General features: G+C 60.9%; 23 protein-coding genes and 1 pseudogene. 11 read left to right on the forward strand and 13 right to left on the reverse strand.

Going from position 1 to position 24,237, the window contains the following annotated elements:
- On the reverse strand, positions 1-1,591 hold a 1,591-nt coding region (locus AC1ECN_RS13565; RefSeq protein ID WP_477953194.1), incomplete at its 3' end, for an ABC transporter substrate-binding protein.
- A 327-nt stretch (positions 1,592-1,918) separates the two neighbouring features.
- On the opposite strand from AC1ECN_RS13565, the gene AC1ECN_RS13570 reads away from it, so the two are divergent.
- The 6 genes and pseudogenes from AC1ECN_RS13570 to AC1ECN_RS13595 all read left to right on the forward strand — a co-directional run bounded on the left by AC1ECN_RS13570 (position 1,919) and on the right by AC1ECN_RS13595 (position 7,356).
- On the forward strand, positions 1,919-2,824 hold the full coding sequence (locus AC1ECN_RS13570) for a dihydrodipicolinate synthase family protein (RefSeq protein WP_018070812.1): 906 nt from the start codon (positions 1,919-1,921) through the stop codon (positions 2,822-2,824).
- An 11-nt stretch (positions 2,825-2,835) separates the two neighbouring features.
- Positions 2,836-4,023 carry a sialidase family protein gene (locus tag AC1ECN_RS13575; protein WP_130689105.1) on the forward strand — a complete coding sequence of 396 codons (1,188 nt, stop codon included), beginning with the start codon at positions 2,836-2,838 and terminating at the stop codon, positions 4,021-4,023.
- Positions 4,024-4,381: 358 nt separating this feature from the next.
- On the forward strand, positions 4,382-5,515 hold the full coding sequence (locus AC1ECN_RS13580; RefSeq protein WP_130690461.1) for an iron-containing alcohol dehydrogenase: 1,134 nt from the start codon (positions 4,382-4,384) through the stop codon (positions 5,513-5,515).
- A gap of 31 nt (positions 5,516-5,546) precedes the next feature.
- Positions 5,547-6,533, forward strand: coding sequence for a 4-hydroxythreonine-4-phosphate dehydrogenase PdxA (pdxA, locus tag AC1ECN_RS13585; RefSeq protein WP_027688738.1), 987 nt, complete (start codon positions 5,547-5,549; stop codon positions 6,531-6,533).
- Positions 6,534-6,695: 162 nt separating this feature from the next.
- Positions 6,696-6,950: a type II toxin-antitoxin system Phd/YefM family antitoxin gene (locus AC1ECN_RS13590; protein WP_024320200.1), complete on the forward strand. Its 255-nt coding sequence runs from the start codon at positions 6,696-6,698 to the stop codon at positions 6,948-6,950.
- Positions 6,950-7,356: pseudogene (locus AC1ECN_RS13595) on the forward strand (PIN domain-containing protein). The gene AC1ECN_RS13590 and the pseudogene AC1ECN_RS13595 overlap by 1 nt, the downstream one beginning before the upstream one ends.
- Positions 7,357-7,542: 186 nt before the next feature.
- Here AC1ECN_RS13595 and AC1ECN_RS13600 read toward each other — a convergent pair.
- Positions 7,543-8,025, reverse strand: coding sequence for an RES family NAD+ phosphorylase (locus tag AC1ECN_RS13600; RefSeq protein ID WP_477953198.1), 483 nt, complete (start codon positions 8,023-8,025; stop codon positions 7,543-7,545).
- Entirely contained in the window at positions 8,022-8,453 is a 432-nt protein-coding gene (locus AC1ECN_RS13605; RefSeq protein WP_018070805.1) for an antitoxin Xre-like helix-turn-helix domain-containing protein, read from the reverse strand. Before AC1ECN_RS13605 ends, AC1ECN_RS13600 begins: the two co-directional genes overlap by 4 nt.
- A 90-nt stretch (positions 8,454-8,543) precedes the next feature.
- Between AC1ECN_RS13605 and AC1ECN_RS13610 the strand changes: the two genes are divergently transcribed.
- Entirely contained in the window at positions 8,544-9,470 is a 927-nt protein-coding gene (locus AC1ECN_RS13610) for an alanine--tRNA ligase-related protein (protein WP_130666018.1), read from the forward strand.
- A gap of 87 nt (positions 9,471-9,557) precedes the next feature.
- On the opposite strand, the gene AC1ECN_RS13615 is transcribed toward AC1ECN_RS13610, so the two are convergent.
- From AC1ECN_RS13615 to AC1ECN_RS13635, 5 genes are all read right to left on the reverse strand, one after another.
- Positions 9,558-10,328: an ABC transporter permease gene (locus tag AC1ECN_RS13615; protein WP_024320203.1), complete on the reverse strand. Its 771-nt coding sequence runs from the start codon at positions 10,326-10,328 to the stop codon at positions 9,558-9,560.
- Positions 10,325-11,113 (reverse strand): ABC transporter ATP-binding protein, encoded by a 789-nt coding sequence (locus tag AC1ECN_RS13620; RefSeq protein ID WP_027688735.1) that lies wholly within the window; start codon positions 11,111-11,113, stop codon positions 10,325-10,327. The genes AC1ECN_RS13615 and AC1ECN_RS13620 overlap by 4 nt, the downstream gene beginning before the upstream one ends.
- An 8-nt stretch (positions 11,114-11,121) precedes the next feature.
- A complete protein-coding gene (locus AC1ECN_RS13625; protein ID WP_477953201.1) occupies positions 11,122-12,168 on the reverse strand; it encodes an ABC transporter substrate-binding protein in 1,047 nt (348 codons plus the stop codon).
- Between the two features lie 51 nt (positions 12,169-12,219).
- Entirely contained in the window at positions 12,220-12,657 is a 438-nt protein-coding gene (locus tag AC1ECN_RS13630) for a VOC family protein (RefSeq protein ID WP_018070800.1), read from the reverse strand.
- 107 nt (positions 12,658-12,764) lie between these two features.
- Complete coding sequence (locus AC1ECN_RS13635; RefSeq protein WP_130689102.1) at positions 12,765-13,628, reverse strand: AraC family transcriptional regulator; 864 nt, start codon at positions 13,626-13,628, stop codon at positions 12,765-12,767.
- A gap of 418 nt (positions 13,629-14,046) precedes the next feature.
- On the opposite strand from AC1ECN_RS13635, the gene AC1ECN_RS13640 reads away from it, so the two are divergent.
- The 4 genes from AC1ECN_RS13640 (at position 14,047) to AC1ECN_RS13655 (ending at position 18,686) form a co-directional block, all read left to right on the forward strand.
- The gene (locus AC1ECN_RS13640) at positions 14,047-15,060 is read left to right on the forward strand and encodes a sugar ABC transporter substrate-binding protein (RefSeq protein WP_018070797.1); all 1,014 of its coding nucleotides are present in this window, start codon (positions 14,047-14,049) and stop codon (positions 15,058-15,060) included.
- 65 nt (positions 15,061-15,125) lie between these two features.
- Complete coding sequence (locus AC1ECN_RS13645; protein ID WP_477953204.1) at positions 15,126-16,676, forward strand: sugar ABC transporter ATP-binding protein; 1,551 nt, start codon at positions 15,126-15,128, stop codon at positions 16,674-16,676.
- Positions 16,666-17,685 carry an ABC transporter permease gene (locus tag AC1ECN_RS13650; protein ID WP_130689100.1) on the forward strand — a complete coding sequence of 340 codons (1,020 nt, stop codon included), beginning with the start codon at positions 16,666-16,668 and terminating at the stop codon, positions 17,683-17,685. The genes AC1ECN_RS13645 and AC1ECN_RS13650 overlap by 11 nt, the downstream gene beginning before the upstream one ends.
- Positions 17,686-17,687: 2 nt before the next feature.
- Positions 17,688-18,686 carry an ABC transporter permease gene (locus AC1ECN_RS13655; protein WP_130698747.1) on the forward strand — a complete coding sequence of 333 codons (999 nt, stop codon included), beginning with the start codon at positions 17,688-17,690 and terminating at the stop codon, positions 18,684-18,686.
- Between the two features lie 17 nt (positions 18,687-18,703).
- Here the strand turns inward: AC1ECN_RS13655 and glpK are convergent, their stop codons facing one another.
- The 5 genes from glpK to AC1ECN_RS13680 form a co-directional block, all read right to left on the reverse strand.
- Complete coding sequence (gene glpK / locus AC1ECN_RS13660) at positions 18,704-20,206, reverse strand: glycerol kinase GlpK (RefSeq protein ID WP_130680631.1); 1,503 nt, start codon at positions 20,204-20,206, stop codon at positions 18,704-18,706.
- A 147-nt stretch (positions 20,207-20,353) separates the two neighbouring features.
- Positions 20,354-22,078, reverse strand: coding sequence for an ABC transporter substrate-binding protein (locus AC1ECN_RS13665; protein WP_012759892.1), 1,725 nt, complete (start codon positions 22,076-22,078; stop codon positions 20,354-20,356).
- Between the two features lie 81 nt (positions 22,079-22,159).
- Positions 22,160-22,456, reverse strand: a complete 297-nt coding sequence (locus AC1ECN_RS13670) for a DUF2160 domain-containing protein (protein WP_003552210.1) — start codon at positions 22,454-22,456, stop codon at positions 22,160-22,162.
- Positions 22,456-23,367, reverse strand: a complete 912-nt coding sequence (locus tag AC1ECN_RS13675) for a carbohydrate ABC transporter permease (RefSeq protein WP_477953208.1) — start codon at positions 23,365-23,367, stop codon at positions 22,456-22,458. Before AC1ECN_RS13675 ends, AC1ECN_RS13670 begins: the two co-directional genes overlap by 1 nt.
- Before the next feature lies 1 nt (position 23,368).
- A complete protein-coding gene (locus AC1ECN_RS13680) occupies positions 23,369-24,235 on the reverse strand; it encodes a carbohydrate ABC transporter permease (protein WP_012759894.1) in 867 nt (288 codons plus the stop codon).
- Between the last annotated feature and the right edge of the window lie 2 nt (positions 24,236-24,237).

Here is a 24,237-nt window from a genome sequence, read left to right on the forward strand (position 1 = left end):
CCCTTGACCTCCTTCCCTTGACCTCCTTGGTGGCCCAGCGCGACATCGCCTGAGAATACCATGGAATGAAGGCCCAATCCTCGCGGAACGCCTTTTGGGCTTCCTGGGCGAGAGCAATGCGCTGCGGATCATCCGCAGCCTTGGTCGTTGCCTCGGCAAGGGCACTGTCGACCTTGTCGTTCTTGTATCCGCCGAGCTTGTTCTGCGCGTTCGACGAGGTCGAGGCGATGCTGCCCGCCAGATAGGAGACGGCATCCGGCACGCGGGTGCCGACGTCGTCGCGGAAGATCTGGACCGAGTTCTGATCCGGACCCGCATAGGAATCTTGCTGCGGCTTCATGTCGACGGCAGTGATGCCGAGATTCTGGCGCCACTGCTCGGCAATGAACTGGGCGGCAGCCTGAATGGCTGGCCCCGAGATGCCGACGAACAGGATCTTCGGCAGGCGCTCCGGGCCGCCATAGGTCGATTCCGCAAGCAGCTTCTTGGCAGCCGCCGGATCGTAGGGATAGGGCTCGAAGCCGGAATTCTCCGCACCCGGGACCGAGTTGAGGATCTGGTCCGCCTTCTTGTGCGGCCCGTCGGGATAGGAAGCCTTGAACAGGCCATCGCGATCGACGGCCATGATCAGCGCCTGACGAACCTTCGGATCGTCCATCGGCGCACGGGAGATGTTGAACCAGAAGTGCTGGCTGGTCGGAATCAGCGGGCCGGCGGAAAATTCCGGGCCGAGATCCTGGATAATGGTCGAGGTGATCAGTTCGGTATGGGCGTTGAACTCGCCCGACTTGATCAGCGACGTCGCGGTGACATTGTCCTCGATCGAGGTGATATCGATACGGGCAAGCTTTGGCTTCGGTCCGAAGAAGTTCTCATTCGGCTCGAAGGAGAGTTTGCCGGCATCGATGTCGATGCTGGTCAGCTTGAACGGACCCGAGAAGACTGGCTTACTGTCAGGCTTGTACCAATCGATGATCTCCTCGCCGTCGCTGCCGCGCGACTGCGACGCCTTGGTGATCGGCGCGATATGGTTTGCCAGGCGCATGAAGAAGATCGGGTCTGCAGCAGCCAGCGTCACGACGACCGTTCCCTCGTCGGGTGTCGCGACACCTGTCAGCTCGTTGCCGGAGCCGGCGGCGATTTCGGCGTAACCCTTGACCCTGCTCAGCACCTGGTCGGCCCGCTGGTTCTTGGTGTTCGGCATCGAGGAGACTTCCCACGATCCCTTGACATCGGCCGAGGTGATCTTGCTGCCGTCGGAGAAGACAGCCTTCGGATCGATCTTGAAGGTCCATACGGTGTTGTCGGCCGATTCCCAGCTGGTGAAGACGTAGGGCTTGATATTGCCTTCGCTGTCGAAATACATCGGCGATGCCCACCAGATGGAATTCCAGCGGAAGGTTCTGCCGCCACCGCGCAGCGGCGACCAGTCCTGGTCGAAGGCCGGATTTGCGACCTTCAGGACCTGGCCTTCATCGGCCATGACGATGCGGGCATTCATCCCGAATACGGTGAGGCCGACGCCGGCTGCAAGGCCGAGCTTCAGCGCGTTACGGCGTGATATATTGGTTTTATCCGATTGATCAGACATGGCATTCCTCCCAGAGTGAATTCGGCAGCGCTCTCCCTGCACCTGCCAGGCGCAGCACAATCCGTTCCGTATCGTTCTCTCGTTATTGTAAATATGTCAACAAAAAATCGCATTTTCAGTTCGAACAAAATTTTCTCCTGAAAATATATAAGTTATAACAGATAGATAACTTTTTGCAGCGGGGTCACGGCATTTTGTCTTCTTGACAAAAGCGCGGCAATATAAAAGTTCTTTGCACTCCATCGCGACAGACGGATGACAATTGGAACGCGCAGCCCCCGGTTCGAACACGGATCGGCAAGACAGGACGCGCCGAGGAGGGCGGAAATGAGCCAGCACAGGATTACCGGCGTTTTCAGCGCCTCCGCAACGCCGCTGACGGCAGACAATAGGCCGGATTTCGCCCTTTTCACCGACCATTGCCGGCAGTTGCTGGCCGAGGGATGCCATGGCGTGGCGCTGCTCGGCACGACGGGCGAGGCCAATTCCTTCTCCGGAGCCGAGCGCCGCGCCATTCTGGAAGCAGCACTGAAGGCCGGCATTCCTGCCGACAGGCTTTTGCCGGGCACCGGCGTCGTCGCCATTCCCGAGACTGTGGAACTCACCCGGCACGCGCTGTCGCTTGGTGTCACCAAGGTGGTGATGCTGCCACCCTTCTACTACAAGGGTGTCTCCGACGACGGCCTCTTCGCCGCCTATTCGCAGGTGCTGGAAAAGGTCGCCGACACCCGCTTGCAGGTCATCCTCTATCATATTCCGCAGGTCTCAGGCGTTCCGCTTTCCATTCCGCTGATCGGGCGCCTGATTGCGGCCTTCCCGGAAACGGTCGTCGGCATAAAGGAATCTGCCGGTGATTTCAACAACATGCAGGCGATCATCGCCGCCTATCCAGGTTTTTCGGTGCTGGCGGGTGCCGATCCGCTACTGCTGCCGTTGCTGAAAGCGGGCGGTGCCGGCTGCATCACCGCGACCTCCAATCTCGTGGCGAATTCGCTGCGCACCGTCTACGACCATGTCCACGACGAGGCGCGCGCCGCCGATGTCGAAGCGGCGCAAGCGCGCATCAACGCCTATCGAACGCTTTCCAATTCCTACGTCCAGATCCCGACCATCAAGGCAATGGTGGGGCTGAAGACCGGCAATCCCGCCTGGAAGCGCACACGCGCGCCGCTGATGCCGCTCGGCGATGCCGACTATGCTGCACTCGCCGAAAGCTATGCCAAGCTGCCTTGAGGAGATCCGTCATGAGTTTTACCGGCCTGCCTCCGGAAGCCGTTCCGGCCCTGATGACCGGGGCCATCGCTCCTCACCCGACTGTCGGGGGCCGCGCAGATGCCTATCTGCCCTCCCCCTGCATCCAGAACCATGCCGCAAATCTCGCCTTTCTGCCCGACGGCACGCTGACCTGCGTCTGGTTCGGCGGCACGATGGAGGGCATGGGTGATATCTCGATTTACATGTCGCGGCTGGCGCCGGGCTCCGAGCGCTGGTCCGTGCCGGAAAAGATGAGCGACGACCCAGAGAAATCCGAACAGAACCCGTTGATTTTCAACGCTCCAGACGGAAGAATATGGCTGCTCTATACCTCGCAGACTTCCGGAAATCAGGACGGTTCAGTTGTCAAATACCGGATTTCAGGCGATGGCGGCCAGACCTTCGGCCCGGTTCGTATCCTCTGCGACAGCCCCGGCACCTTTGTTCGCCAGCAGATCGTCGTCAATGGCAGGGGCGACTGGCTGCTTCCGGTCTTTCGCTGCGTTGGCCTGAACGGCCAGCGCTGGAGCGGCGATGCCGATACGGCTGCGGTGCTGATGTCGCGTGATGGCGGCGCGAGCTGGCAGATGCGCGATATTCCAGACAGTATCGGCGCGGTGCATATGAACATCCTGCCGCTTGGCGGCGACGAGATGATCGCCTTCTACCGCAACCGTTTCGCCGAAAACATCCTGTCCAGCCGATCCTCCAATGGCGGCGAGACCTGGAGTGCGCCCGAGCCCGCCGAATTGCCGAACAACAACTCCTCGATCCAGGCCACAATCCTGAATGACGGAGCAATCGCAATGGTTTACAACCATTCGAATGCCGCCATGTCGGATGCACGGCGCCAGTCTCTTTATGACGAAATCGAGGGTGGCGAGGCTGGAGAGACCGCCGTCGTTGCCGATAACAGCGCACGCAAGGCCGTCTGGGGTGTGCCGCGTGCGCCGCTGAGCCTGGCAATATCAAGGGATGGCGGCAGGAGCTTTGCGCATCGCATCGATCTCGACACCGGCGACGGCTTCTGTCTCAGCAACAATTCGAAGGATTCGCTGAACCGCGAATTCTCTTATCCGTCGATCGTCCAGGGCGGTGACGGCACGCTCCATATTGCCTACACCTACTACCGGCGAGCCATCAAACATATCAGCCTCGCCCCGCAATTCCTGCCGTAAATAAAGCGGCGGCCGGAAAATTGTAAACCTGCATCCGCTCACGTGCGAAAGGATGCAGGATCACAGCGGCTGTGGAATTGCTGACAGGAAAATTGACAACAGGGTCGGATTAATCACCGCCGCCGCACAGATGATGACCAGCTGTGTCTGACATGCCTTTTTCATCGTCACATATTTCATAACACGCTGATATCTTTATCGATACGAGCGTGCAACGCCGCCTTAAAGCGCACGACCGAGCGCACATCGGATGATAAAAAATTCCGCTCGCTGGAATGCTGGCTTGACAATCAGCTTACAACTTTACATTAAAGAGGGCGACGATAGTGCCGCAAGATCTTGCAGGGAGGACTGGTTCATGGCCAGCTTGGATTCGCCGATCACGATAGTTCGGCCGCATCTGATCGAATTCGGCGTCGGCACGGCGGGAAAGCTCGGCAAATGGGCTGATGAAAAGGGCTATCGGCGCACACTCGTCATCTCGGATGCCTTCAACGCTTCGCGCATCGACGTGCTGGAGCTGAAGGGCGAGGTTGCGGTCTTTGCCGAAGTGACGCCTGAACCGGATACGGCCAATCTCGAAAAAGTTCTGGCGGCGGCAAACGCCGCCGATGCCGAGCTGATCGTCGGCTTCGGCGGCGGCAGCGCCATGGACCTGGCAAAACTTGCCGCCGTGCTTGCCGGCTCCGCCCAGACGCTGCACGAGGTCGTTGGGCCGAACAAGGTGCATGGGCCGCGCAAGGTGGCGCTCGCCCAGGTGCCAACGACATCGGGCACCGGCAGCGAGGCCGGCATCCGGGCGCTGGTCACCGATCCCGCGACGATGGCAAAGCTTGCCGTGGAAAGCCTGCATATGCTGGCCGACATCGCCGTCATCGATCCGGCCCTGACCTTCAGCGTCCCGGCCCGCACGACGGCGGCAACCGGCGTCGATGCCATGGCCCATTGCGTCGAGGCCTTCACCAACCGCAAGGCCCATGCGATGGTCGACATCTATGCGATCGAGGGAACGCGCCTCGTCGGCAAATATCTCGCCCGCGCCGTCAAGGATGGCAATGACGCCGAGGCGCGTGCCGGCCTGTCGCTCGCCTCGCTTTACGGCGGCTTCTGCCTCGGCCCGGTCAACACCGCCGGCGGCCATGCGCTCGCTTATCCCCTCGGCACACGCTGGCATGTCGCCCACGGCGCGGCCAATGCGCTGATCTTCCCGCATGTTCTCGCCTTCAATACACCGTCCGCGCCTGAGAAAACTAAGGCGGTGATGGAAGCGCTTGGGCGTGAAACCTCCGGGAATGTCACATCCGTCTTCGATGCGGCCTATGCTTTCTGCGGCGAACTCGGCATCGAGATGAAGCTCTCCGGCCTCGGTGTGCCGGAAACCGATCTCGACGCCATGGCCGACGACGCCTTTGCCATTCGCCGTCTGCTCGACAACAATCCGCGCGATCTCTCTCGCGCCGACATTCGCGCGATTTACGCGGCCGCCTTTTAAGCGGTAAGGTTTTTTAGAAGGAATTCGATCGATGGACAGGAATGCGAAAGTCGCTGTGACGCTCGGCGATCCGGCTGGTGTCGGCCCCGAGGTGATCGTCAAGGCCTTGGCTGCCCTTCCAAGGGAGGAGCGCCGCGATTTCGTCATCGTCGGCAATGTCGAAGCACTGGAGCGCGCCGACCGGGTCACCGGCGCCGGGCTGCGGTTCGGGCCTGCCGATGCACCCGGTGACGACAGGATCGCCGTCGACGAGGTCGCGCTCGGCGCGGCCCTACCCGAGATCGGCAAGGTCAGCCCCGTCGCCGGTGATGCCTCGGTGCGCTATATCACTCGCGCCGTCGATCTCGCAATGTCAGGTGAAGCCGATGTCATCGTCACCGCGCCGATCAACAAGGAGGCGATGAACCTTGCCGGCCATCACCATGACGGCCATACCGGGCTGCTCGCGCATCTCACCGGGTCGAAGAGCTCCTTCATGCTGCTTGCCTCCGAGCGGCTGAACACCATCCACGTCTCCACCCATATCTCGCTGAAGGGTGCGATCGAGCGCGCCAAGACCGAGCGGGTGCTGGCGACAATCGAAGCCGGCCACAATCATTTCCTGCGGCTCGGCCGCAAGGCGCGCATCGCCGTTGCCGGCCTCAATCCCCATTGCGGCGAAAACGGCCTGTTCGGCACTGAGGACATGGAATTTCTGGCACCCGCCGTCGAGCAGGCGCGGGCAAAGGGCATCGACGTCGTCGGGCCGATCTCGGCCGATACGGTTTTCGCCCGTGCCTATAACGGCGCCTTCGATCTTGTCATCGCCCAGTATCACGACCAGGGCCATATCCCGATCAAGCTCGTGGCCTTCGACACGGCGGTCAACGTCTCGCTTGGTCTGCCGATCGACCGCGTCTCGGTCGATCACGGCACCGCCTTCGACATTGCCGGCACCGGCAAGGCCAACCACGTCAACATGCTCTCGGCCATCGCCTACGCCCGGCTGATGGCCCGCTCGCCGCGGCTGAGGGCGTGATCGCGGGTTCCAGAAGGACCGACAAGCGCCGTTGCCGACACAATGATGTCGAGCTTCGTTATGACACCTAATAGCAGAACCGGACTCTGTGGAACGTCCCGCGGTTTACGCACAAGCATTCTGCGCGTACATAGCTAGACAGTCTAGCTAGGAGCGGATTCGGTGGAATGGCAACTACAGGACGCCAAAAACCAATTTTCGAAGGTCGTGCAGAAGGCCCGACAAGAAGGGCCGCAGGTGGTGACCGTGCGTGGCGAACGCACGGCCGTCGTTCTGTCCGCCCGCGACTACGACGCCCTGCGCGCCGGCAGGCCGACGCTCGTCGACGACCTGATCGGTGGCCCCGCCTGGGACGATGAGTTCGCCGATGCGGTCGAAGCACGCAACAAGACGCCAAGCCGCGACGTCCCCCTCTGATGTATCTGGTCGACACCAACATCGTCTCGGAGGCGCGACGCGGCACGCCGCAGGCGGTCTCGTGGCTGCGCTCCGTCGATCCGCTCACCATCCACCTGAGTGCGTTGAGCTTGGCCAGATCATGCGCGGAATTGCCCTCAAACAGAAATCTGATCCGAAGACCGCGGCGCATCTCACCGAGTGGCTGCGCAAGCTACGTTATGATCATGGCGACCGGATCCTGCCGGTGACCGACGAGATCGCCGTCGAATGGGGCCGCATCGCCGCCATCCGGCCGCGTGGCGATATCGACGGGCTGATCGCCGCAACCGCGATCGTTCATGATCTGATTGTCGTCACTCGCAATGTCGGCGATTTCGGCGATACCGGCGCAGCGGTGATAAATCCATGGGAGACGGGCGCGTGAGCAGTCGAGGCAGCCACCTCCTCCTCGTTTAAAATGGCCTGCTGTGCCATTGGATAAAGGCCTTGGCTACGTCGGCCGAGAGCTCCTATCAATGCATTTGGTGGCAGCATCATGATCTGCTGACCAAGCCTCATCTGTCCGGCGTTTTGATCTGCTCTGCGGAAACGTTGATTGCACCGCAACCCGTCACATGCCGAACAAGCGACGATCCCAGAAGACCGGTTGGTGGAGRCTCGCCCTGATCGATGGGAATTCCGGGTGGGCCGAGTTGATCAATATGTTGCGGTCGACGCGGGCGGCGACGCTTGGGACCAGCAKGACGGCACTGCGTTTTTCCTGGCACCAGCGTTCGCCAAAAGCCTTACTGACGTTCGCCGGCATACTGTCCCAGCCGGGCAACGCGGGCTCGGAGAAGACCTCGTAGCTAAGCCCACGCGGTAGGGTGATCGTGACATAGTGCTGGTTGGGCGGCAGCCGCCCGCTGCCGTGGACGAGCTTTTCGAGCAGCGCCGTCGAATAATGCTCGCTCGTGTAGATGATCGGGCTGCCCGATGTGTTCCACCGTCCCGGCGCGATGGTCGAGCCGGTGGCGTCGAAGATCGGATAGGTTCCGTTGGGATCTCCGATGCGAATGGATGTCAGTGTGCGGTCAAGAACCTGTGCGCTCACGCAGCGCTGCCGTATTTCAGGCTTCCGAGAATATCGAGCACGAGCTCGCCGCCGATCTCGCTCTGGATGACCACGTCGATTGGCCGCCTGTCCTCCAGCATTGCATGCGGCCGAAACAGGAAATCGCGGGCCTCGGTCTCGGTCTGCCAGACATCCAGCGCCGATCCCCAGACGCGCGCCAGACGGGCGAGCTTTATGCCCTCGTCGGAGGAGAGCCGATGCTTGGACTTGCGCCGCTCATAGGTGGCCTTTGGAACGAGCCTATATTTGAACTGGGTATCATCAGGCGCCAGAAGCAGCGCCATGCGATCAAGCGCCTTGACCGGCAAGCCTTCCTCAATGCTGGAGAGCAGGCCAAAGGCTGAGCGCGATGCGGGTTCCCTGGCGGGCAGTCCGAGAACGTCGGCGATGACTGCAAATCCCATCATGGCAAAGCTCCTTTCCACTTGAGGCTATATTTAGCCTCAAGTGAGCCAATCTTCAAGAGCGCCATTCGGCTTATCCTCGGTAGCGGCAGGTTGCCGTGCACGCCGGAGACCACTATCTTTTCCAAAGGCACACGAACAACGAAGGAGGTTGCCTATGTCACCGCGGGACGCCTGATCCAGCAATATCAACAGTTCTGCCTTTCCAAGGGCATCGATTTCATACGCATCCAATCCGTACGGCCGCATGATGATACCACGCTCTTCTGCAGCGCTGGAATGCAGCAGTACAAGCCCCTCTTCTCCGATCCCTCCCATAGTGGAACCGTCGCAAACAGCCAGGCTTGCCTGCGCATGGGCGACCTCGACGAGATCGGCGACGGAACCCATCTTCTCCATTTCACCATGCTCGGCCTTTTCTCCTTCAGGGAAATGACCGTCGGCAACGCCATCGATTTCTGGCTCGAGTTTCTGGGAACGCTGGGGCTCGTGCCGGATCATGTGACGATCCATCCCGACCGTCTGGTGGAATGGACGCCGCTCTATGGGGCGCGCGTGCCCATCGTGCCGGATCCGGAATGCATGTGGAGCGATGGCAGCATCAGCGGATACTGCACTGAGTTCTATAAGGATGGCGTCGAGATCGGAAACATCGTCAATCCGCTCGGAACCTGCATCGACGTCGGCTTCGGCGCGGAACGTCTCGACATGATCGTCAACGGCACGCCGCAAGTCGATGCGCTCGGAACGCTGCGCGAGACGGTCATGACGATCGTGGAAAGCGGCTACCGGCCGGGCAATAAGGAGCAGGGATACGTCTTGCGAAAACTGCTCCGTCGCATCCACAAGATGGGCGGCACGCTCGATCGCCCCTTCTTCAAGGAAGAGGTCGAACGCCAGAAGCGGCTGCGCGCCAAATATCTGCGTCTGCGTGACCGCCATTCCGACATGAGTCCCGACTGGTGGTTCGACACCCATGGCATTGATCTCTCCGACATCCGTGAGAGCATGGAGGAGTAGCAACGGGCAAGGCCTCCTGCAGATAACAGCGGGGACCTTGTCATATCCTTAAAAGCGTCAGCGTTGCAGCGCCCGCATTGAACGCTTTCAGCTCTGCCCCGGCTGCAGCCGACGGAAAATCCGCTCGATCTGGGCAACAGCGGCAAAAAAGACGATGCCGGAGAAAGAGGCGAGCACGACGGCGGCAAAAAGCCTTTCCGCCTGATAGTTGAATGTCGACTGGATGATGACAGCGCCCAGCCCCTGGTTCGAACCGATCCACTCCCCGACGATCGCGCCGATCACACAGGTGGTTGCCGAAATGCGCAGCGACGCAAAAAGCAAGGGGGCAGATCGTGGCGCGCGCAGGCGCCAGAACGTCTCCCACCCGCTCGCCGAAAGCACATGCATCAGGTCAAGCTCGCTCGCCGTTGCCAGATTGAGGCCCCGAGCCGTATTCACCAGGGTTGGGAAGAAGCAGATGAGAGCGGCGATGATGACCTTTGGCAGCATGCCGAGGCCGAAAATGAGGATGATGATCGGCGCAAGCGCCAGCACGGGGATGGTATTGAAGAGCAGGACAACGGGAAAATAGGCGGCCTGGAAGCGCGGATTATAGACAAAGGCAATCGCCATGATCACAGCGAGACCGTTGCCCAGGAGGAAACCGAGACCCGCCTCGCCCCATGTCGGGATCGCATTCGACAGCAGGAAGCGCCATTCGATGCCAAGCGTGCGCAGGATCGCCAGCGGCGTTGGAACGATATAGGCCGGAATACCGAGAGCCGGCACCAGCCATTGCCAGGCGAGAAGCAACGAGAGGGCGCCGATAACAGGAAGGCCGATTGCCTCGGCGAACGACAACGGACGATGCGTCATGCAGCCGAACTCCCCTGCTGCAGCAATCGGCGCAGATGGGCTGCGGTCTCCTGGACATCGAGGCTTTCGCGCCGACAGAGGCCGCGCTCGTCTTTCAGCGGCGTCAGATCGATCAGCGCCTGAACGCGGCCCGGATTGGCCGCCAGGACCAGCACGCGTCCGCCGAGATAGATCGCCTCGATGACGCTGTGGGTCACGAACAGGATGGTCGTGCCGGTCCGGCGCCAGACGTCCAGAAGCTCGTCGTTCAGTCGTTCGCGGGTGATCTCGTCGAGCGCACCGAAGGGTTCGTCCATGAGCAGGATATCCGGCTCGCATTGAAGCGCGCGCGCTATGGCGACGCGCTGGCGCTGGCCCCCGGACAGTTGATGCGGATAGCGGTCGGCCAGATGCGACAGGCCGACCAGTTCGATCCAGTGGTCGGGCCGTGGATCGACCGATCGCGAGACGCTCTTCTTCCCCACCTGCAGCGGCAGCGCGACATTCTCCCTCACAGTCCGCCACGGCAGCAGCGTTGCGTCCTGAAAGACGAAGGCGACCTCGCGCCGCCGGCGCGCCTCCGACGCTGTCCTGCCGAGCACCGACAGCCGCCCGTCAAGCGGCGGGAGAAGATCCGCCACCGCACGCAGCAAGGTCGACTTGCCGCAGCCGGAGGGACCAAGAATGGTCAGAAACTCGCCCCTGTCGACGCTGAGGTCGACGCCGGACAGAATGCGGGTCGTCTCGACAGCGCCGGCATAACCGACAGCCAGATCCTTGGTTTCGATGGCCGCTGCTTCAGGCAAATCCGCTCTCACGCAATCTTCGGGCGGTCACCCGCCGTCATGTCGAGTATCTCAGTCGTATAGCAATCCTCCAGCTTCGGCGCGCCGCTCTTGAACTGACCGATCTTGTCGTAAACGGCAATCTGCTCGGCAAGCGCGGCCGGATCGAAGCTGCCCCAGCCATCCCTCCCGGTCGCTGCGTCGAAGCTCAGTGACAGGATGCGCGGCACCGTCTTCAGCTCTACGGCAAGGTCGAGCTGCGGATAGGCTTCCACCGTCAGTTTGACCGCCTCTTCAGGATGTTCATGCGTCCAGGCCCAGCCCTTGGCGACGGCACGCAGCACCTTTGCCAGTGTCTCGGCATGGCCGGTCACGGCATCGTCGGTGGCAAAATAGACATTGGCGTAGGAGGGCAGGCCCGTCTCCTTCATCATCAGATCGATCCGGTCGGGACCGATGATGGAAAGCGCCTGCGTGTTGGTGATCCACCCGGTCACGGCATCGACCTGGCCGGTCATCAGCGGCGTCATGTCGAAGCCGATATTGGTGATGGTCAGGCTCGATGGATCGATATCGTTCTTCGGCAGAATGGCATCGAGCACGTAACGGGCTGTCGGCTGGATGCCGATGCGCTTGCCGACCATATCCTTGACGGTGCGGATCGGCGCCTTCGGCAGTGAATAGAAGGCGAACGGCGCCATGCGGAAACCGCAGGCGAAGATCCTGATCGGCACGCCGGACGACCTGGCAAGAAGAAGCTGTGCCGAATCCGAAAATTGGCCGAGCTGCGCATCACCCGTGATCACGGGCGGCACCGTTGCCGAATTGGGACCGCCGGGGGAAAACTCGACGTCTAGACCCTCGGCCTGGAACAGGCCCTGCTTGACTGCGACGATATCGCCGATCTGGCCATTGCTCATCAGCCAGTCATATTTGATGACGACCTTGGAAGCGGCGGCTTTCGAGTGACGCGGCACGAACACGCTGATCCCTGCCGTCGCTGCAGCAAGGGCAAAGGCGCCGCCCTTCAGGACGGTACGCCTGCCAACCACGATTTGTTTGTCATCCCCGTTCATTTGCTTGCCTTTCCCCTTGTTGGATTGTTGGACGACCGGCGATTGCGCTCGCTATTGCGGGCCGATGTCACCGATCGGGCCGCCTGCGGACCACGCATAGATTTCCCAGAGGTTGTCGTCAGGATCGGCGAAATAGACGCATCGCGCGTTCCAGACATAGTCCTGCGGCGGCGCGTAGAAGAGCACGCCCGCAGCTTTCAGCTCCGCATAGGCAGCATCGACCTGCTCTGGCGAGGCGAGCTCGATGGCCGCGCAGGCCTTGTGCGCACCTGGAGGGGCACGGCGGCTTGAGACACCGGTATTTTCGGCAATATGCTCGATCTCCCATAGCGCCAGCGTCACGCCCGCCCCTTTGAAATCGGCAAAGCCAGGAGCCCGGCGGCGCGGCTTGAAGCCAAGCCGCTCGACATAGAAGGCCGATGCTTTGTCGATATCCTCGACCAAAAAGCAGATGTCGGTAATCGGATTGGTTTGGGCAAAAGCGGTCATATGGGCCTCCTGATGGGAAAAGCCTCGCAGACCGCAGCCTCAAGAGATTTCAAATTCGTGCGGTTGTCTTTCGCAAAGCTGCTGAGCTGTCATCGGCAAGAGCCGGCTCAAAGACGGACCGAACGCTGGTATTCCTTCGGTGTCGCCCCCATCAGACGGCGAAAGACGCTGGAGAAATGCGCCTGGCTGGAAAAGCCTGTGGCATAAGCGATGTTTGCGAGCGTCTCCTTGCCATCGGCGAGGTAAAGTCGCGCCCGCTCGATCCTGCGTTCGAGAACGAAGCGATGCGGAGCCATGCCGGCTGCCCGTTTGAATTCCCGGCTGAAGTGAAAGGGGCTCATATGGGCCACCCCGGCGAGCTCCTCCACACTCAGATCGGATTTGCCAAGCAGGTTCTCGATGTAATCGATCACACGCCGGAGATTGTCCGATGTCAGCGGACGATCGCCGACTTCAGGTTTGGCGCCCAGCAGCTTTACAACGCAACAGGCGAGCGCCATCCCCAGATGCTGCATCAAAAGCGGGTCGTCGCGCCCGGTCTTCTCGGCGGCAAATGCAAGGGAGAGCGCGACCTGCAGCGTTGTCGGATCAGTCGTCGCGCTGAGCGCGTCACTATCCCAATGCTCGGGATCGAAGCGAGAGCCGCCTATGCCGCTGTAGAGCGCAGGGGACTGGAAAATCGAGATATAATTCGCCGCATCGCCATCGACTTCGAGGACCGTGGCGGCCGGTTGAAATCCCAGGGTGAACGGCGGCCTCTCGACTTTGCGGAACGCCCCGCTTCCAAACCGATAGGCATATTTGCCGTGCGCCGTGCGGTTGATCGAAATTCTATGAAGGGAGCCCCTCGAAACCATTTGCCCCGCGGCGCTACGATAGGTCTCGACGATCATGTCGCGTTGAACGAAGGCCTTGTAGCCTCCAAGGGATGGCCGGCTTATTGAGAAAATCTGCGGGTCGATGTCGGGCATTGTTTCATTCTCCCTGGCAGGAGAGAGGCAAGTTGCGCGCCAAGTGGAGCGAAGCTTCGCGCTAGCTATCAACGTAATGGCATAAACCCCGACCCTGCCCATTAAATCGTGATTTTACGCCTGCTGTCGCGCCACACGGCACCACGGCCTGGCAGGAGCTCGCCTTCGGCAAATTGGGTCGCATGCGCAAGAATTATGCAGTGCATGTTCTTCTTGATCGGTGGCTGCAGACTCATCTGACCGCTCGGAAAACCACCGAGGCCTCCGAAATCATTCCCGGTCGCGGGAAATCGCAGCCAGGGATGAGCTTTCGCTCCATCCACTCTTTTCCCCGGAGATCGTTCTTTTGGAAATTCGTTCCTATCCACCGGCATTAATCTATTTAATCTATAGACATAATTAATTGGAGAGAGTGGCGATGAGCATCGAAAAGTCTGAAAACGGTCTCGGACGACGAGATCTGCTGAAACTGTCTGCCGCGGCCGGGGTCGCCGTCGCTGGTGCATCGCTCATCGGGCAGAAACCGGCTTTTGCCGCGGGCGAAGAACTGTCGCTGAAAGGCAAGCGCATCGCCATCAGCGCAACCGGCACCGATCACTTCTTCGATCTGCAGGCCTATAATGCCCAGATCGAGGAGGTAAAGCGCCTCGGTGGCGAGCCGATCGCCGTCGATGCCGGACGCAATGACGGCAAGCTGGTCTCGCAGCTGCAGACGCTGATTGCCCAGAAGCCGGATGCGATCGTTCAGATCCTTGGAACGCTCAGCGTCATCGATCCCTGGCTGAAGAAGGCGCGCGATGCCGGGATCCCGGTTCTGACCGTCGACGTCGGTTCGACCAATTCGATCAACAACACCACCTCCGATAACTGGGGCATCGGCAAGGATCTGGCGCTGCAGCTCGTCTCCGATATCGGCGGCGAAGGCAATATCGTCGTCTTCAACGGCTTCTACGGCGTAACCCCCTGCGCGATCCGCTACGACCAGCTGGTCAATGTCGTCAAATATTTCCCGAAGGTGAAAATCCTCCAGCCGGAACTGCGCGACGTCATCCCGAATACCGTGCAGGACGCTTTCACGCAGATCACGGCAATCCTCAACAAATATCCGGAAAAGGGTTCGATCAAGGCGATCTGGTCGGCCTGGGACATTCCGCAGCTTGGCGCGACCCAGGCGTTGACGGCTGCCGGGCGGACGGAGATTCGCACCTACGGCGTCGATGGCAGCCCGGAAGTGCTCCAGCTCATCGCCGATCCGAATTCGCCGGCCGGCGCCGATGTCGCCCAGCAGCCGGCGGAAATCGGCCGCACCGCCATCCGCAACGTTGCCAAGCTGCTCGCCGGCCAGACCCTGCCGCGCGAGACCTATGTTCCGGCACTGCTCGCCAACAAGGCCAATGTCGGCGAAGTCACCAAGAAGCTCGGCATCGGCTAACACGGAACACGAGCGATCCGCTCATCGCCGGATCGCTCGGAATCTGCCCGCCCGGAGAGATCGACATGACGGCCATTTCGTCGAAGCAGCCGGTCACTGCACGCGACGACATCATCCGCTTTGAAGGCATCGTCAAGCATTTCGGCGGTGCGCAGGCGCTTGCCGGTGCGTCGCTGATCGTCAGGCGCGGCACCATCCACGGTCTCGTCGGCCAGAACGGCGCCGGCAAGTCGACGCTGATCAAGCTGCTTGCCGGTCTTCATCAGCCGGACGGCGGCCGGATCGAGATCGAAGGGCAAACATTCGACAGGCTGACACCCCATCTTGGCGAAGAGCTTGGCATCCACTTCATTCACCAGGATCGGCTGCTGGTGCCGACCTTCACTGTCGGCGAAGCCCTGTTCCTTGGCCGGGAACCGCGGATATCGGGCACACCGTTCCTCGATCGGCGACTGATGCAACGTCGCGCGTCTGATATTCTCAACGACTATTTCGGTATCCGGTTGCCGAACTCCGCCTTGATCAGCGAATTGTCGACTGCCGAAAAGCAGATCGTGCAAATCACCCGCGCGCTCCTCAATCAGCCGAAGGTGCTCGTCTTCGATGAGCCGACGGCCGCACTGGTGCGCCGCGAGGCCGATATCCTTTTCCGGTTGATCCGCCGTCTGCGCGACGAAGGCGTCACCATCATCTATATCTCGCATTACCTGAACGAAATCGAAGAGCTCTGCGACCACGTCACCGTGCTGCGCAATGGGCTCGACGTGGCCTCCCTGCCAATCGGGGAGACCTCGGCTGGCGCGATTGCGCGGCTGATGGTCGAACGCGACATCAAGGAGATGTTTCCGAAGCCGCAGGTGAGGCCCGGTGCGGAAATCCTCAAGGTCGAGCAGCTGTCGGCGCCGGGGAAATATAGCGACATCAGTTTCACGCTTCGCCGCGGCGAGGTGCTCGGCCTCACCGGCCTGCTCGGCTCCGGCGCAAAGGAGCTGGTCCGCACTCTCTTCGGTCTGGAGACCCCGGCTTCCGGCCATATCGAGATCAGCGGCAAGGCTGCCCGTTTCACCAATCCCACCCAGGCGGCCGGCCTCGAGATCGCCCTGGTGCCGGAAGATCGGCGTCGCCACGGCGTCGCGCTCGACCTCAGCGTCGCGGAAAATATCAGCCTTTCCAGCCTTGGCCGCTTCACGCGTTTCGGCTTTCTCGATCGCAGGCGCGAACAGAGAGAAGTGGACGCTCTGATTACGCGGCTGCAAGTGAAGACCAATGGGCGCGATGCCCTGCTGCGCACGCTTTCGGGCGGCAACCAGCAGAAGATCGCCATCGCCAAGTGGCTGAGCCGCCGTTCCGAGGTCTATCTGCTCGACGAACCGACGGTCGGAGTCGATATCGGCTCCAAGGTCGAGATCTATACGCTGATTGGTGAACTCGCGTCGCGCGGCGCCGGCGTCATCGTGCTGTCTTCGGATCTGCCCGAACTCGTTGGTATCACCGATCGCATCCTGGTGCTCTTCCGCGGCCGCGTGGTGCGGGAATTCATCTCGTCGCAGACCACGGCGGATGCGGTGCTCGCTCAATCGACCGGATCATCCGAGGGACATCGCCATGTCGGCTGAAGTGGAATTTGCGCCTGCCGTTTTCTCCGCTGCGGAACCGCCTCTCCGGCCGGCCGGCAATATTGCGGCTGCGGCATTGCGCTTCGGATCGCTGATCGCATTTGCCGCCATCCTGCTCATCTTCTCGCTGACCGCACCCTATTTCCTCAGCATCGGCAATATCGGCAACGTGCTTGGCCAATCGGCCATCTCCGGTGTGCTTGCCATCGGGTTGACGATCGTGCTGATTGCCGGCGGCTCCAATGTCGTCACCGGCGGCATCGACCTGTCGCTGGCTGCCAATATGGGCCTCAGCGCCGCCGTCTATGCGAGCCTGACGCAACTCGGCTACGGCGATGCGACGGCGATTGCCGCGACAATCCTCACCGGCGCGCTGATCGGCACGGTCAATGCCATTGCCGTCGTCTATGCCGGCATCGTGCCGCTGCTGGCCACGCTGGCCGTCATGAACGTCGTCGCCGGCCTGGAATTGGTGCTGACTGGCAATACGGTCCTGCCGGCCTCGACGCCTTTCCTGTCGACGCTTTCGGCCTCGGATGCTTTCGGCATACCGGTTCTCGCCTATGTGCTCCTCGGCTTCACGGCCATCACCACGGCGATCGTGCAATATACCCCGCTCGGCCTGCGCCTCTATGCCGTCGGTGAGTTTCCGGATGCGGCGCGTGCCGCCGGTCTGCCGCTTCGCCGGCTGCTGGCCGGCGCCTTCGTCGCCAGCGGCGTCTCCGGCGGCATCGCTGGCATCCTGTCGGTTTCCTATCTGAGCGGCAGCACGACCGGCGCCGGCGAGATGCTGTTGCCCGTCGTCGTGACGGCCCTGCTCGGCTCGGTCTTTTCGCGCCGGCTGGTTCCGACGGTCACCGGGACGCTACTTTCGGCCCTCTTGGTCGGCTTCCTGGTCAACGGTTTCCAGCTGCTGAACATTTCGAGCACACTGGTCAGCGGCGTCCAGGGTGTGCTCATTCTCATCGTCGTTTCCGCGACCACGCTGCTGCGTCGACAGGAGGCCTGACCATGTCGCTCCAGACCCCTCCCCTCGCCACCATCGGCTTGCCGCGTGTCATCGCCGGCGGCCTGGTGCGCTATGGTTTGATCCTCGCCCTGGTTGCGGTGTTTGCCGCCTTTTCCATAGCAACGCCAACCTTCCTGTCGCCGGCGAACCTGCAAAGCATCCTGGTCAACAATTTCACGCTGCTTGCCATCGTCTCCGTCGCAATGACCTTCGCCGTCGCGTCGGGCGGCATTGATCTTTCGGTCGGAACGGCGATGGATTTTGCGAGCTTCGCCTTCGTCTCGCTCGTCCTCGCCGGGCAGCCGGTGGCAGTCGCTGCGCTCGCGGGACTGGCCGCCGGAGCGTTCGTCGGTGCCTTCAACGCGCTCTTGATTTCCGGGATCGGCGTGTCGCCGTTCCTCGCCACGCTCGGCACGCTGTTCATCGGCCGCAGCGTTCAGCAGCTGCTGACCAATGGCGGCAATCCGGTCTATCTGCCGCCGAACGGCGTGCCGGAAAGCTTCCGTTTTCTCGGCCACGGAACGATCGCCGGCTTCCCGGTGCCGCTTGCCGCTGCCATCGTCGTCATCGCAGCCGCCGCCATTGTTTTTGCCCGCACGCGTTTCGGCCGCGTCATCCTGTCGATCGGCATCCAGCCGGGCGTCGTGCGCTATTCCGGCATCGCCGCGCCGGCCCATGTCGCGGTGACCTTCGTCCTGGTCGGGTTGATCGCGGCAATCGCCGGCCTGATCCTGACCGCAACCGTCACCACCTACATCCCCTCCTCGGGCAATGCCTTCCTGCTGAATGCGATCGGAGCGACCTTCATCGGCACGACGCTCAGCCCACTCGGGCGGCCGAATGTCGGCGGCACCGTTCTCGGCGCGCTGTTGCTCAGCATCGTCGCCAATGGGCTTCTGCTGACCGATCTGAACTTCTATTGGCAGCAGGTCGGCACGGGAACGCTGATCTTCGCCGTGCTCGCCCTGAGCTTCATCAACAGAAAGGCTGCCGGCGCGTAAGAGAGCCGGAAGCGGTCCTATCCCGCGGAGGCGTCTGAAATCATTCGCGATACGGCATTCTTCCAGCCGATGATCTTCGTTTGCCGCTCGGTCTCATCCATCGAAGGGCTGAAGCGGCGGTCGCAGGCCCAGGCCTGCGCAAAATCCCGCTTGCCGGGCCAGATGCCGGCTTTCGAGCCGGCAAGCCAGGCTGCGCCCAGCGCCGTCGTCTCGCGGATCGCCGACCGGTCGACAGGATTTCCCGTCATGTCGGCCAGGCACTGCATCGTCCAATCCGAAGCCGCCATGCCGCCATCGACGCGCAGCACCGTTTCCAGCTGGTTGACGCCCCAGTCCTTCTTCATCGCCACCAGCAGGTCGAGCGTCTGGTAGGCAACGGATTCAAGCACCGCGCGGGCAAATTCCGCCGGCCCGCTGTTTCGCGTCAGACCGAAGATCGCGCCGCGCGCAGCCGGATCCCAGTAGGGCGCGCCGAGGCCGGTGAAGGCCGGAACGATGTAGACCTGCTGTCCGGGATCGGCCTTGGCGGCAAGCACTCCCGCCTCCGACGCCTGGTCGATAATGCCGAGGCCGTCGCGCAGCCATTGCACGGCAGCACCAGCGATGAAGATCGAGCCTTCGAGCGCATAGGTCGTCTCGCCGTCGAGCCGGCAGGCGATCGTCGTCAGCATCCGGTTCGAGGAGGAAACACGATCCCGGCCGGTGTTCAACAGGGCAAAGCAGCCGGTGCCATAGGTGGATTTCATCATGCCGGGCTCGAAGCAGGCGTTGCCCATCGCCGCTGCCTGCTGGTCGCCGGCGACCCCGAGAATCGGAAGTTCCGCGCCGAACAGCGCCTTGTCGACGCGGCCGAAATCATCGGCACATTCCCTGACGTCAGGAAGCATGGCGGCCGGAATGCGGAGAATGCCGAGAAGCTCCTCGTCCCAGGCACCGTCATCGATATTATAAAGCAGCGTTCTCGACGCATTGGTCGCATCGGTGGCATGCACGCGGCCATCAGTCAGATTGTAGATCAGCCAGCTGTCGATCGTGCCGAAGCAGACGTCGCCGGCCTCGGCCTTCTCACGCAGGCCATCGACATTGTCGAGCAGCCAGCGCAGCTTTGTTCCGGAGAAATAGGGGTCGAGCAGCAGCCCGGTCTTGGCGCTGAACAGCTTCTCGTATCCATCGGCTTTCAGGCTATCGCACATTTCGGCCGTGCGCCTGTCCTGCCAGACGATCGCGTGGTGAAGCGGTGTCCCGGACCTGCGATCCCAGACGACCGCCGTCTCGCGCTGATTGGTAATGCCGATCGCGGCAATGTCGGCGGCATCAAGTCCGGCATCGGCGATCGCCCTGCGCACAGTATCGACGACGGACTGCCAGATTTCGGCGGCGTCGTGCTCCACCCATCCAGGCTGCGGATAATATTGGGTAATCTCCGCCTGCGCCGAGCCGGCCGTTTTCATGTCGCCATCGAAGATGATTGCGCGCGAGGAGGTCGTGCCCTGGTCGATTGAAAGAATATAGCCGCTCATATCMGTCTCCGGCTCGCACGAAACCGCTCCTGCCGAGGACAGCAGGACGCGGACGTTTCATGAGAGAAAGATTGTGGGTGCCACCGGCTTGTTGCCGGTGGCAGGAAGTGATGGCCGGAAGCCCCGTCGCTTCCGGCCGGGTCCGCCTTACTTCGACTGCCAGCTCTTGACGAGTTCGTCGTAGTTGACCGTGACCGGCTTTTCCTTCTCGTTCTCGATCTTCAGCTGCGGCGCAAGGTTGCCCTTCTTCACCGCATCCGCGTTCCAATAAGCGAGGTCTTGCTCTTCAGCGAGTTTCGGGCCGATATCGCCCTGGACGCCCGATTTCTCGATACGTCCCATGACCTTCTCCTGCTCGCCGCAAAGAGAATCCATGGCTTCCTGCGGCGTCTTGGCGCCGGCAGCGGCGTCACCGATAGCCTGCCACCAAAGCTGAGCCAGCTTCGGATAGTCGGGGACGTTGGTGCCGGTTGGCGACCACTGAACACGCGCAGGCGAACGATAGAACTCGATCAGACCGCCGAGCTTCGGAGCGCGCTCCGTAAAGCTCTTGTCGCGAATGGTGGATTCGCGGATGAAGGTGAGACCGAGCTGGCTCTTCTTCACGTCAATCGTCTTCGAGGTCACGAACTGTGCATAGAGCCACGCGGCTTTTGCACGGTCCGTCGGGGTCGATTTCATCAGCGTCCAGGAACCGACGTCCTGATAGCCAAGCTTCATGCCGTCTTTCCAGTAAACGCCATGCGGGCTCGGTGCCATACGCCATTTCGGCGTACCGTCCTCATTCATGACAGGCAGGCCAGGCTTGACCATGTCTGCGGTGAACGCCGTGTACCAGAAGATCTGCTGCGCGACGTTACCCTGCGCCGGCACCGGACCGGATTCCGAGAAGGTCATGCCCTGAGCTTCCGGCGGTGCGTACGCCTTCAACCAATCGAGATACTTCTGGATCGAATAGACCGATGCAGGGCCGTTGGTATCGCCGCCACGCGCGACGCACGAACCGACGGGACGCGAATTCTCGTCGACCTTGATGCCCCACTCATCGACCGGAAGACCGTTCGGCAGACCCTTGTCACCATTGCCGGCCATCGACAGCCAGGCGTCGGTGAAGCGCCAGCCGAGCGACGGGTCCTTCTTGCCGTAATCCATATGGCCGAAGACCTTCTTGCCGTTGACGTCGCGGCCGGTAAAGAATTCGGCAATGTCCTCATAGGCCGACCAGTTGACCGGAACGCCGAGATCGTAGCCGTATTTCGCCTTGAAATCGGCCTTGTTCTTCTCGTCGTTGAACCAGTCGTAACGGAACCAGTAGAGGTTGGCGAACTGCTGGTCGGGAAGCTGGTAGAGCTTCTTGTCCGGCGCTGTCGTGAACTTGGTGCCGATGAAGTCGTCGATATCGAGGCCGGGGTTGGTAACGTCCTTGCCTTCGCCGGCCATCCAGTCGGTCAGGTTGCGCACCTGCTGATAGCGCCAGTGGGTGCCGATCAAGTCGGAGTCGTTGACCCAGCCGTCATACAGGTTCTGCCCGGTCTGCATCTGCGTCTGGATCTTCTCGACAACGTCACCCTCTTGAATGACGTCGTGCGTGACCTTTATCCCGGTAATCGCAGTAAAGGCCGGAGCCAGAACCTCGGACTCATACTTGTGGGTGGTCAAGGTTTCCGAAACAACCTTGATGTCCATCCCCTGGAAAGGCTTCGCAGCATCGATGAACCATTGCATTTCCTTTTCCTGGTCGGCGCGAGAGAGCGTCGACACGTCGCCGATCTCTTTATCCAGAAAAGTCTTTGCCTCGTCCATGCCGGCATAGGCCGACCCGGTCATGGCCAGCAGCACGGCTGCTGTCGTCGTCAATAAATGCCTTCGCATGATATCCTCCCAGGGTTTTGCGATTGCAGTCTTCACGTCTCAGGCGGCCAGAAAAACCCTGGCCATCTGCATCAGTTTGCCTCACACGTAACGGAATACGCCAACGGCGTAGACAACGGAGAGAGCGAGAGCCCACCAGAGGCTTGATCCAGCGAGACCAAGCCAGGCAAGATGGATAAAGGCGCTGCCGAGCAGCGAAAGGAAAAGCCGGTCGCCGCGCGTCGTCTCGAAGCGCAGGATTCCGATCCGGGGATTGCCGCCCGGAGCGGCGTATTCCCAGACCCCCATGCCGATCAGCAGCAATGCGATGACGACGAAGAAAGTGGCCGTCGGCCAGGTCCATGCCATCCATGAAAAATCGGGAAGCGAAAAGCTCATCAAACCCTCCCCAGGGCGAAGCCCTTGGCGATGTAATTGCGCACAAACCAGATCACCAGCGCCCCTGGGATCAAGGTCAGAACACCCGCGGCGGCGAGCAGGCCCCAATCCATGCCGGATGCAGAGACGGTACGGGTCATGGTGGCAGCGATCGGCTTCGCGTCGGTCGTCGTCAGCGTTCGTGCGATCAGCGACTCGACCCAAGAGAACATGAAGCAGAAGAAGCAGGCGACACCTATGCCGCTCGCAATCAGCGGCGTGAAGATCTTCAGGAAAAAGCGCGGGAACGAATAGCCATCGATATAGGCCGTTTCGTCGATTTCCTTCGGCACGCCGGACATGAAGCCTTCAAGGATCCAGACCGCAAGCGGCACGTTGAAGAGGCAATGCGCCAATGCCACGGCGATGTGCGTATCGATCAGTCCAAAGGCTGAGTAGAGCTGGAAGAACGGCAGGGCAAAGACCGCCGGCGGCGCCATCCGGTTCGTCAGCAACCAGAAGAAAAGATGCTTGTCACCAAGGAACCGATAACGGGAGAAGGCATAGGCCGCCGGCAGCGCGGCTGCCACCGAGATCACCATGTTGATCACGACATAGGTGATTGAATTGATGTATCCGGAATACCAGGCCTTCTCCGTGAAGATCGTCACGTAATTGGCGATCGTCGGATTATGAGGATAAAGCGTCAGAGAATTGACGATTTCCGCGTTGGTCTTGAAGCTCATGTTGACGAGCCAATAGATCGGCAGCAGGAGCACAATGATATAGATCGTCRGAACCACCCACCACCAGCGCGATTCCTCGCCGCGCCGGCGCATCAGACGGCTGACTTCATCGGAGGAGAGACCGCTTGCGACACTGGTAACGCCAGAGATTTTTCGGCTCGCTGTCGTTTCGTTGGAGGCGCTCATTTCAATTCTCCGCGTCGTGGCTTGTCATGACGGTGTAGAACACCCACGAAAGCAGCAGGATGATCAGGAAATAGACCAGCGACATGGCAGCGGCCGGACCGAGGTCAAACTGTCCGAGGGCGGTCTTGACCAGATCGATCGACAGGAAAGTGGTCGCGTTGCCGGGACCGCCACCAGTGACGACAAAAGGCTCGGTGTAGATCATGAAACTATCCATGAAACGCAGCAGCACGGCGATCAGAAGAACGCGCTTCATCTTTGGCAGCTGGATATAGCGGAACACAGCCCAACGAGAGGCACCGTCGATCTTGGCTGCCTGATAGAAAGCATCCGGAATGGAAACGAGGCCTGCATAGCAGAGCAAGACGACCAGACTCGTCCAGTGCCAGACATCCATGATGATGATCGTCACCCAGGCGTCGAACGGATCCTGCACATAGTTGTAATCGATGCCGATGGCATTGATGTAATAGCCAAACAAACCAATGTCGTTGCGGCCGAACACCTGCCAGATCGTGCCGACAACGTTCCACGGGATCAGCAGTGGTAGCGCCATCAGAACCAGGCACACCGGCACGCCGATGCCCGATTTCGGCATGTTGAGCGCAATGAAGATACCGAGCGGGATCTCAAGAGCGAGAATGATCAACGAAAAAATCAGGTTTCGCTGTAGGGCGGCCCAGAATCGGTCGGAATGCAGGATTTCGGTAAACCAGTCAGTTCCGTTCCAGAAGAACTGGTTGTTTCCGAAAGTGTCCTGAACGGAATAGTTCACAACCGTCATCAAGGGAATGACGGCCGAGAATGCCACCAGCACGAGGACCGGCAGGACCAGAAACCACGCTTTGTTGTTCCAGGTTTTTTCCATCA

This window comes from Rhizobium sp. 01N447_2, assembly GCF_056399245.1.

What these genes read in the sequence shown, in the direction of transcription:
- AC1ECN_RS13605 (WP_018070805.1), bottom strand. Translation starts at nt 8,453, where the DNA reads ATGATGGGATTTGCAGTCATCGCCGACGTTCTCGGACTGCCCGCCAGG.
- AC1ECN_RS13650 (WP_130689100.1), top strand. Translation starts at nt 16,666, where the DNA reads ATGTCGGCTGAAGTGGAATTTGCGCCTGCCGTTTTCTCCGCTGCGGAA.
- glpK (WP_130680631.1), bottom strand. Translation starts at nt 20,206, where the DNA reads ATGAGCGGCTATATTCTTTCAATCGACCAGGGCACGACCTCCTCGCGC.
- AC1ECN_RS13670 (WP_003552210.1), bottom strand. Translation starts at nt 22,456, where the DNA reads ATGAGCTTTTCGCTTCCCGATTTTTCATGGATGGCATGGACCTGGCCG.
- AC1ECN_RS13655 (WP_130698747.1), top strand. Translation starts at nt 17,688, where the DNA reads ATGTCGCTCCAGACCCCTCCCCTCGCCACCATCGGCTTGCCGCGTGTC.
- AC1ECN_RS13570 (WP_018070812.1), top strand. Translation starts at nt 1,919, where the DNA reads ATGAGCCAGCACAGGATTACCGGCGTTTTCAGCGCCTCCGCAACGCCG.
- AC1ECN_RS13575 (WP_130689105.1), top strand. Translation starts at nt 2,836, where the DNA reads ATGAGTTTTACCGGCCTGCCTCCGGAAGCCGTTCCGGCCCTGATGACC.
- AC1ECN_RS13630 (WP_018070800.1), bottom strand. Translation starts at nt 12,657, where the DNA reads ATGACCGCTTTTGCCCAAACCAATCCGATTACCGACATCTGCTTTTTG.
- pdxA (WP_027688738.1), top strand. Translation starts at nt 5,547, where the DNA reads ATGGACAGGAATGCGAAAGTCGCTGTGACGCTCGGCGATCCGGCTGGT.
- AC1ECN_RS13680 (WP_012759894.1), bottom strand. Translation starts at nt 24,235, where the DNA reads ATGGAAAAAACCTGGAACAACAAAGCGTGGTTTCTGGTCCTGCCGGTC.
- AC1ECN_RS13580 (WP_130690461.1), top strand. Translation starts at nt 4,382, where the DNA reads ATGGCCAGCTTGGATTCGCCGATCACGATAGTTCGGCCGCATCTGATC.
- AC1ECN_RS13640 (WP_018070797.1), top strand. Translation starts at nt 14,047, where the DNA reads ATGAGCATCGAAAAGTCTGAAAACGGTCTCGGACGACGAGATCTGCTG.
- AC1ECN_RS13645 (WP_477953204.1), top strand. Translation starts at nt 15,126, where the DNA reads ATGACGGCCATTTCGTCGAAGCAGCCGGTCACTGCACGCGACGACATC.
- AC1ECN_RS13625 (WP_477953201.1), bottom strand. Translation starts at nt 12,168, where the DNA reads ATGAACGGGGATGACAAACAAATCGTGGTTGGCAGGCGTACCGTCCTG.
- AC1ECN_RS13665 (WP_012759892.1), bottom strand. Translation starts at nt 22,078, where the DNA reads ATGCGAAGGCATTTATTGACGACGACAGCAGCCGTGCTGCTGGCCATG.
- AC1ECN_RS13615 (WP_024320203.1), bottom strand. Translation starts at nt 10,328, where the DNA reads ATGACGCATCGTCCGTTGTCGTTCGCCGAGGCAATCGGCCTTCCTGTT.
- AC1ECN_RS13635 (WP_130689102.1), bottom strand. Translation starts at nt 13,628, where the DNA reads ATGCCCGACATCGACCCGCAGATTTTCTCAATAAGCCGGCCATCCCTT.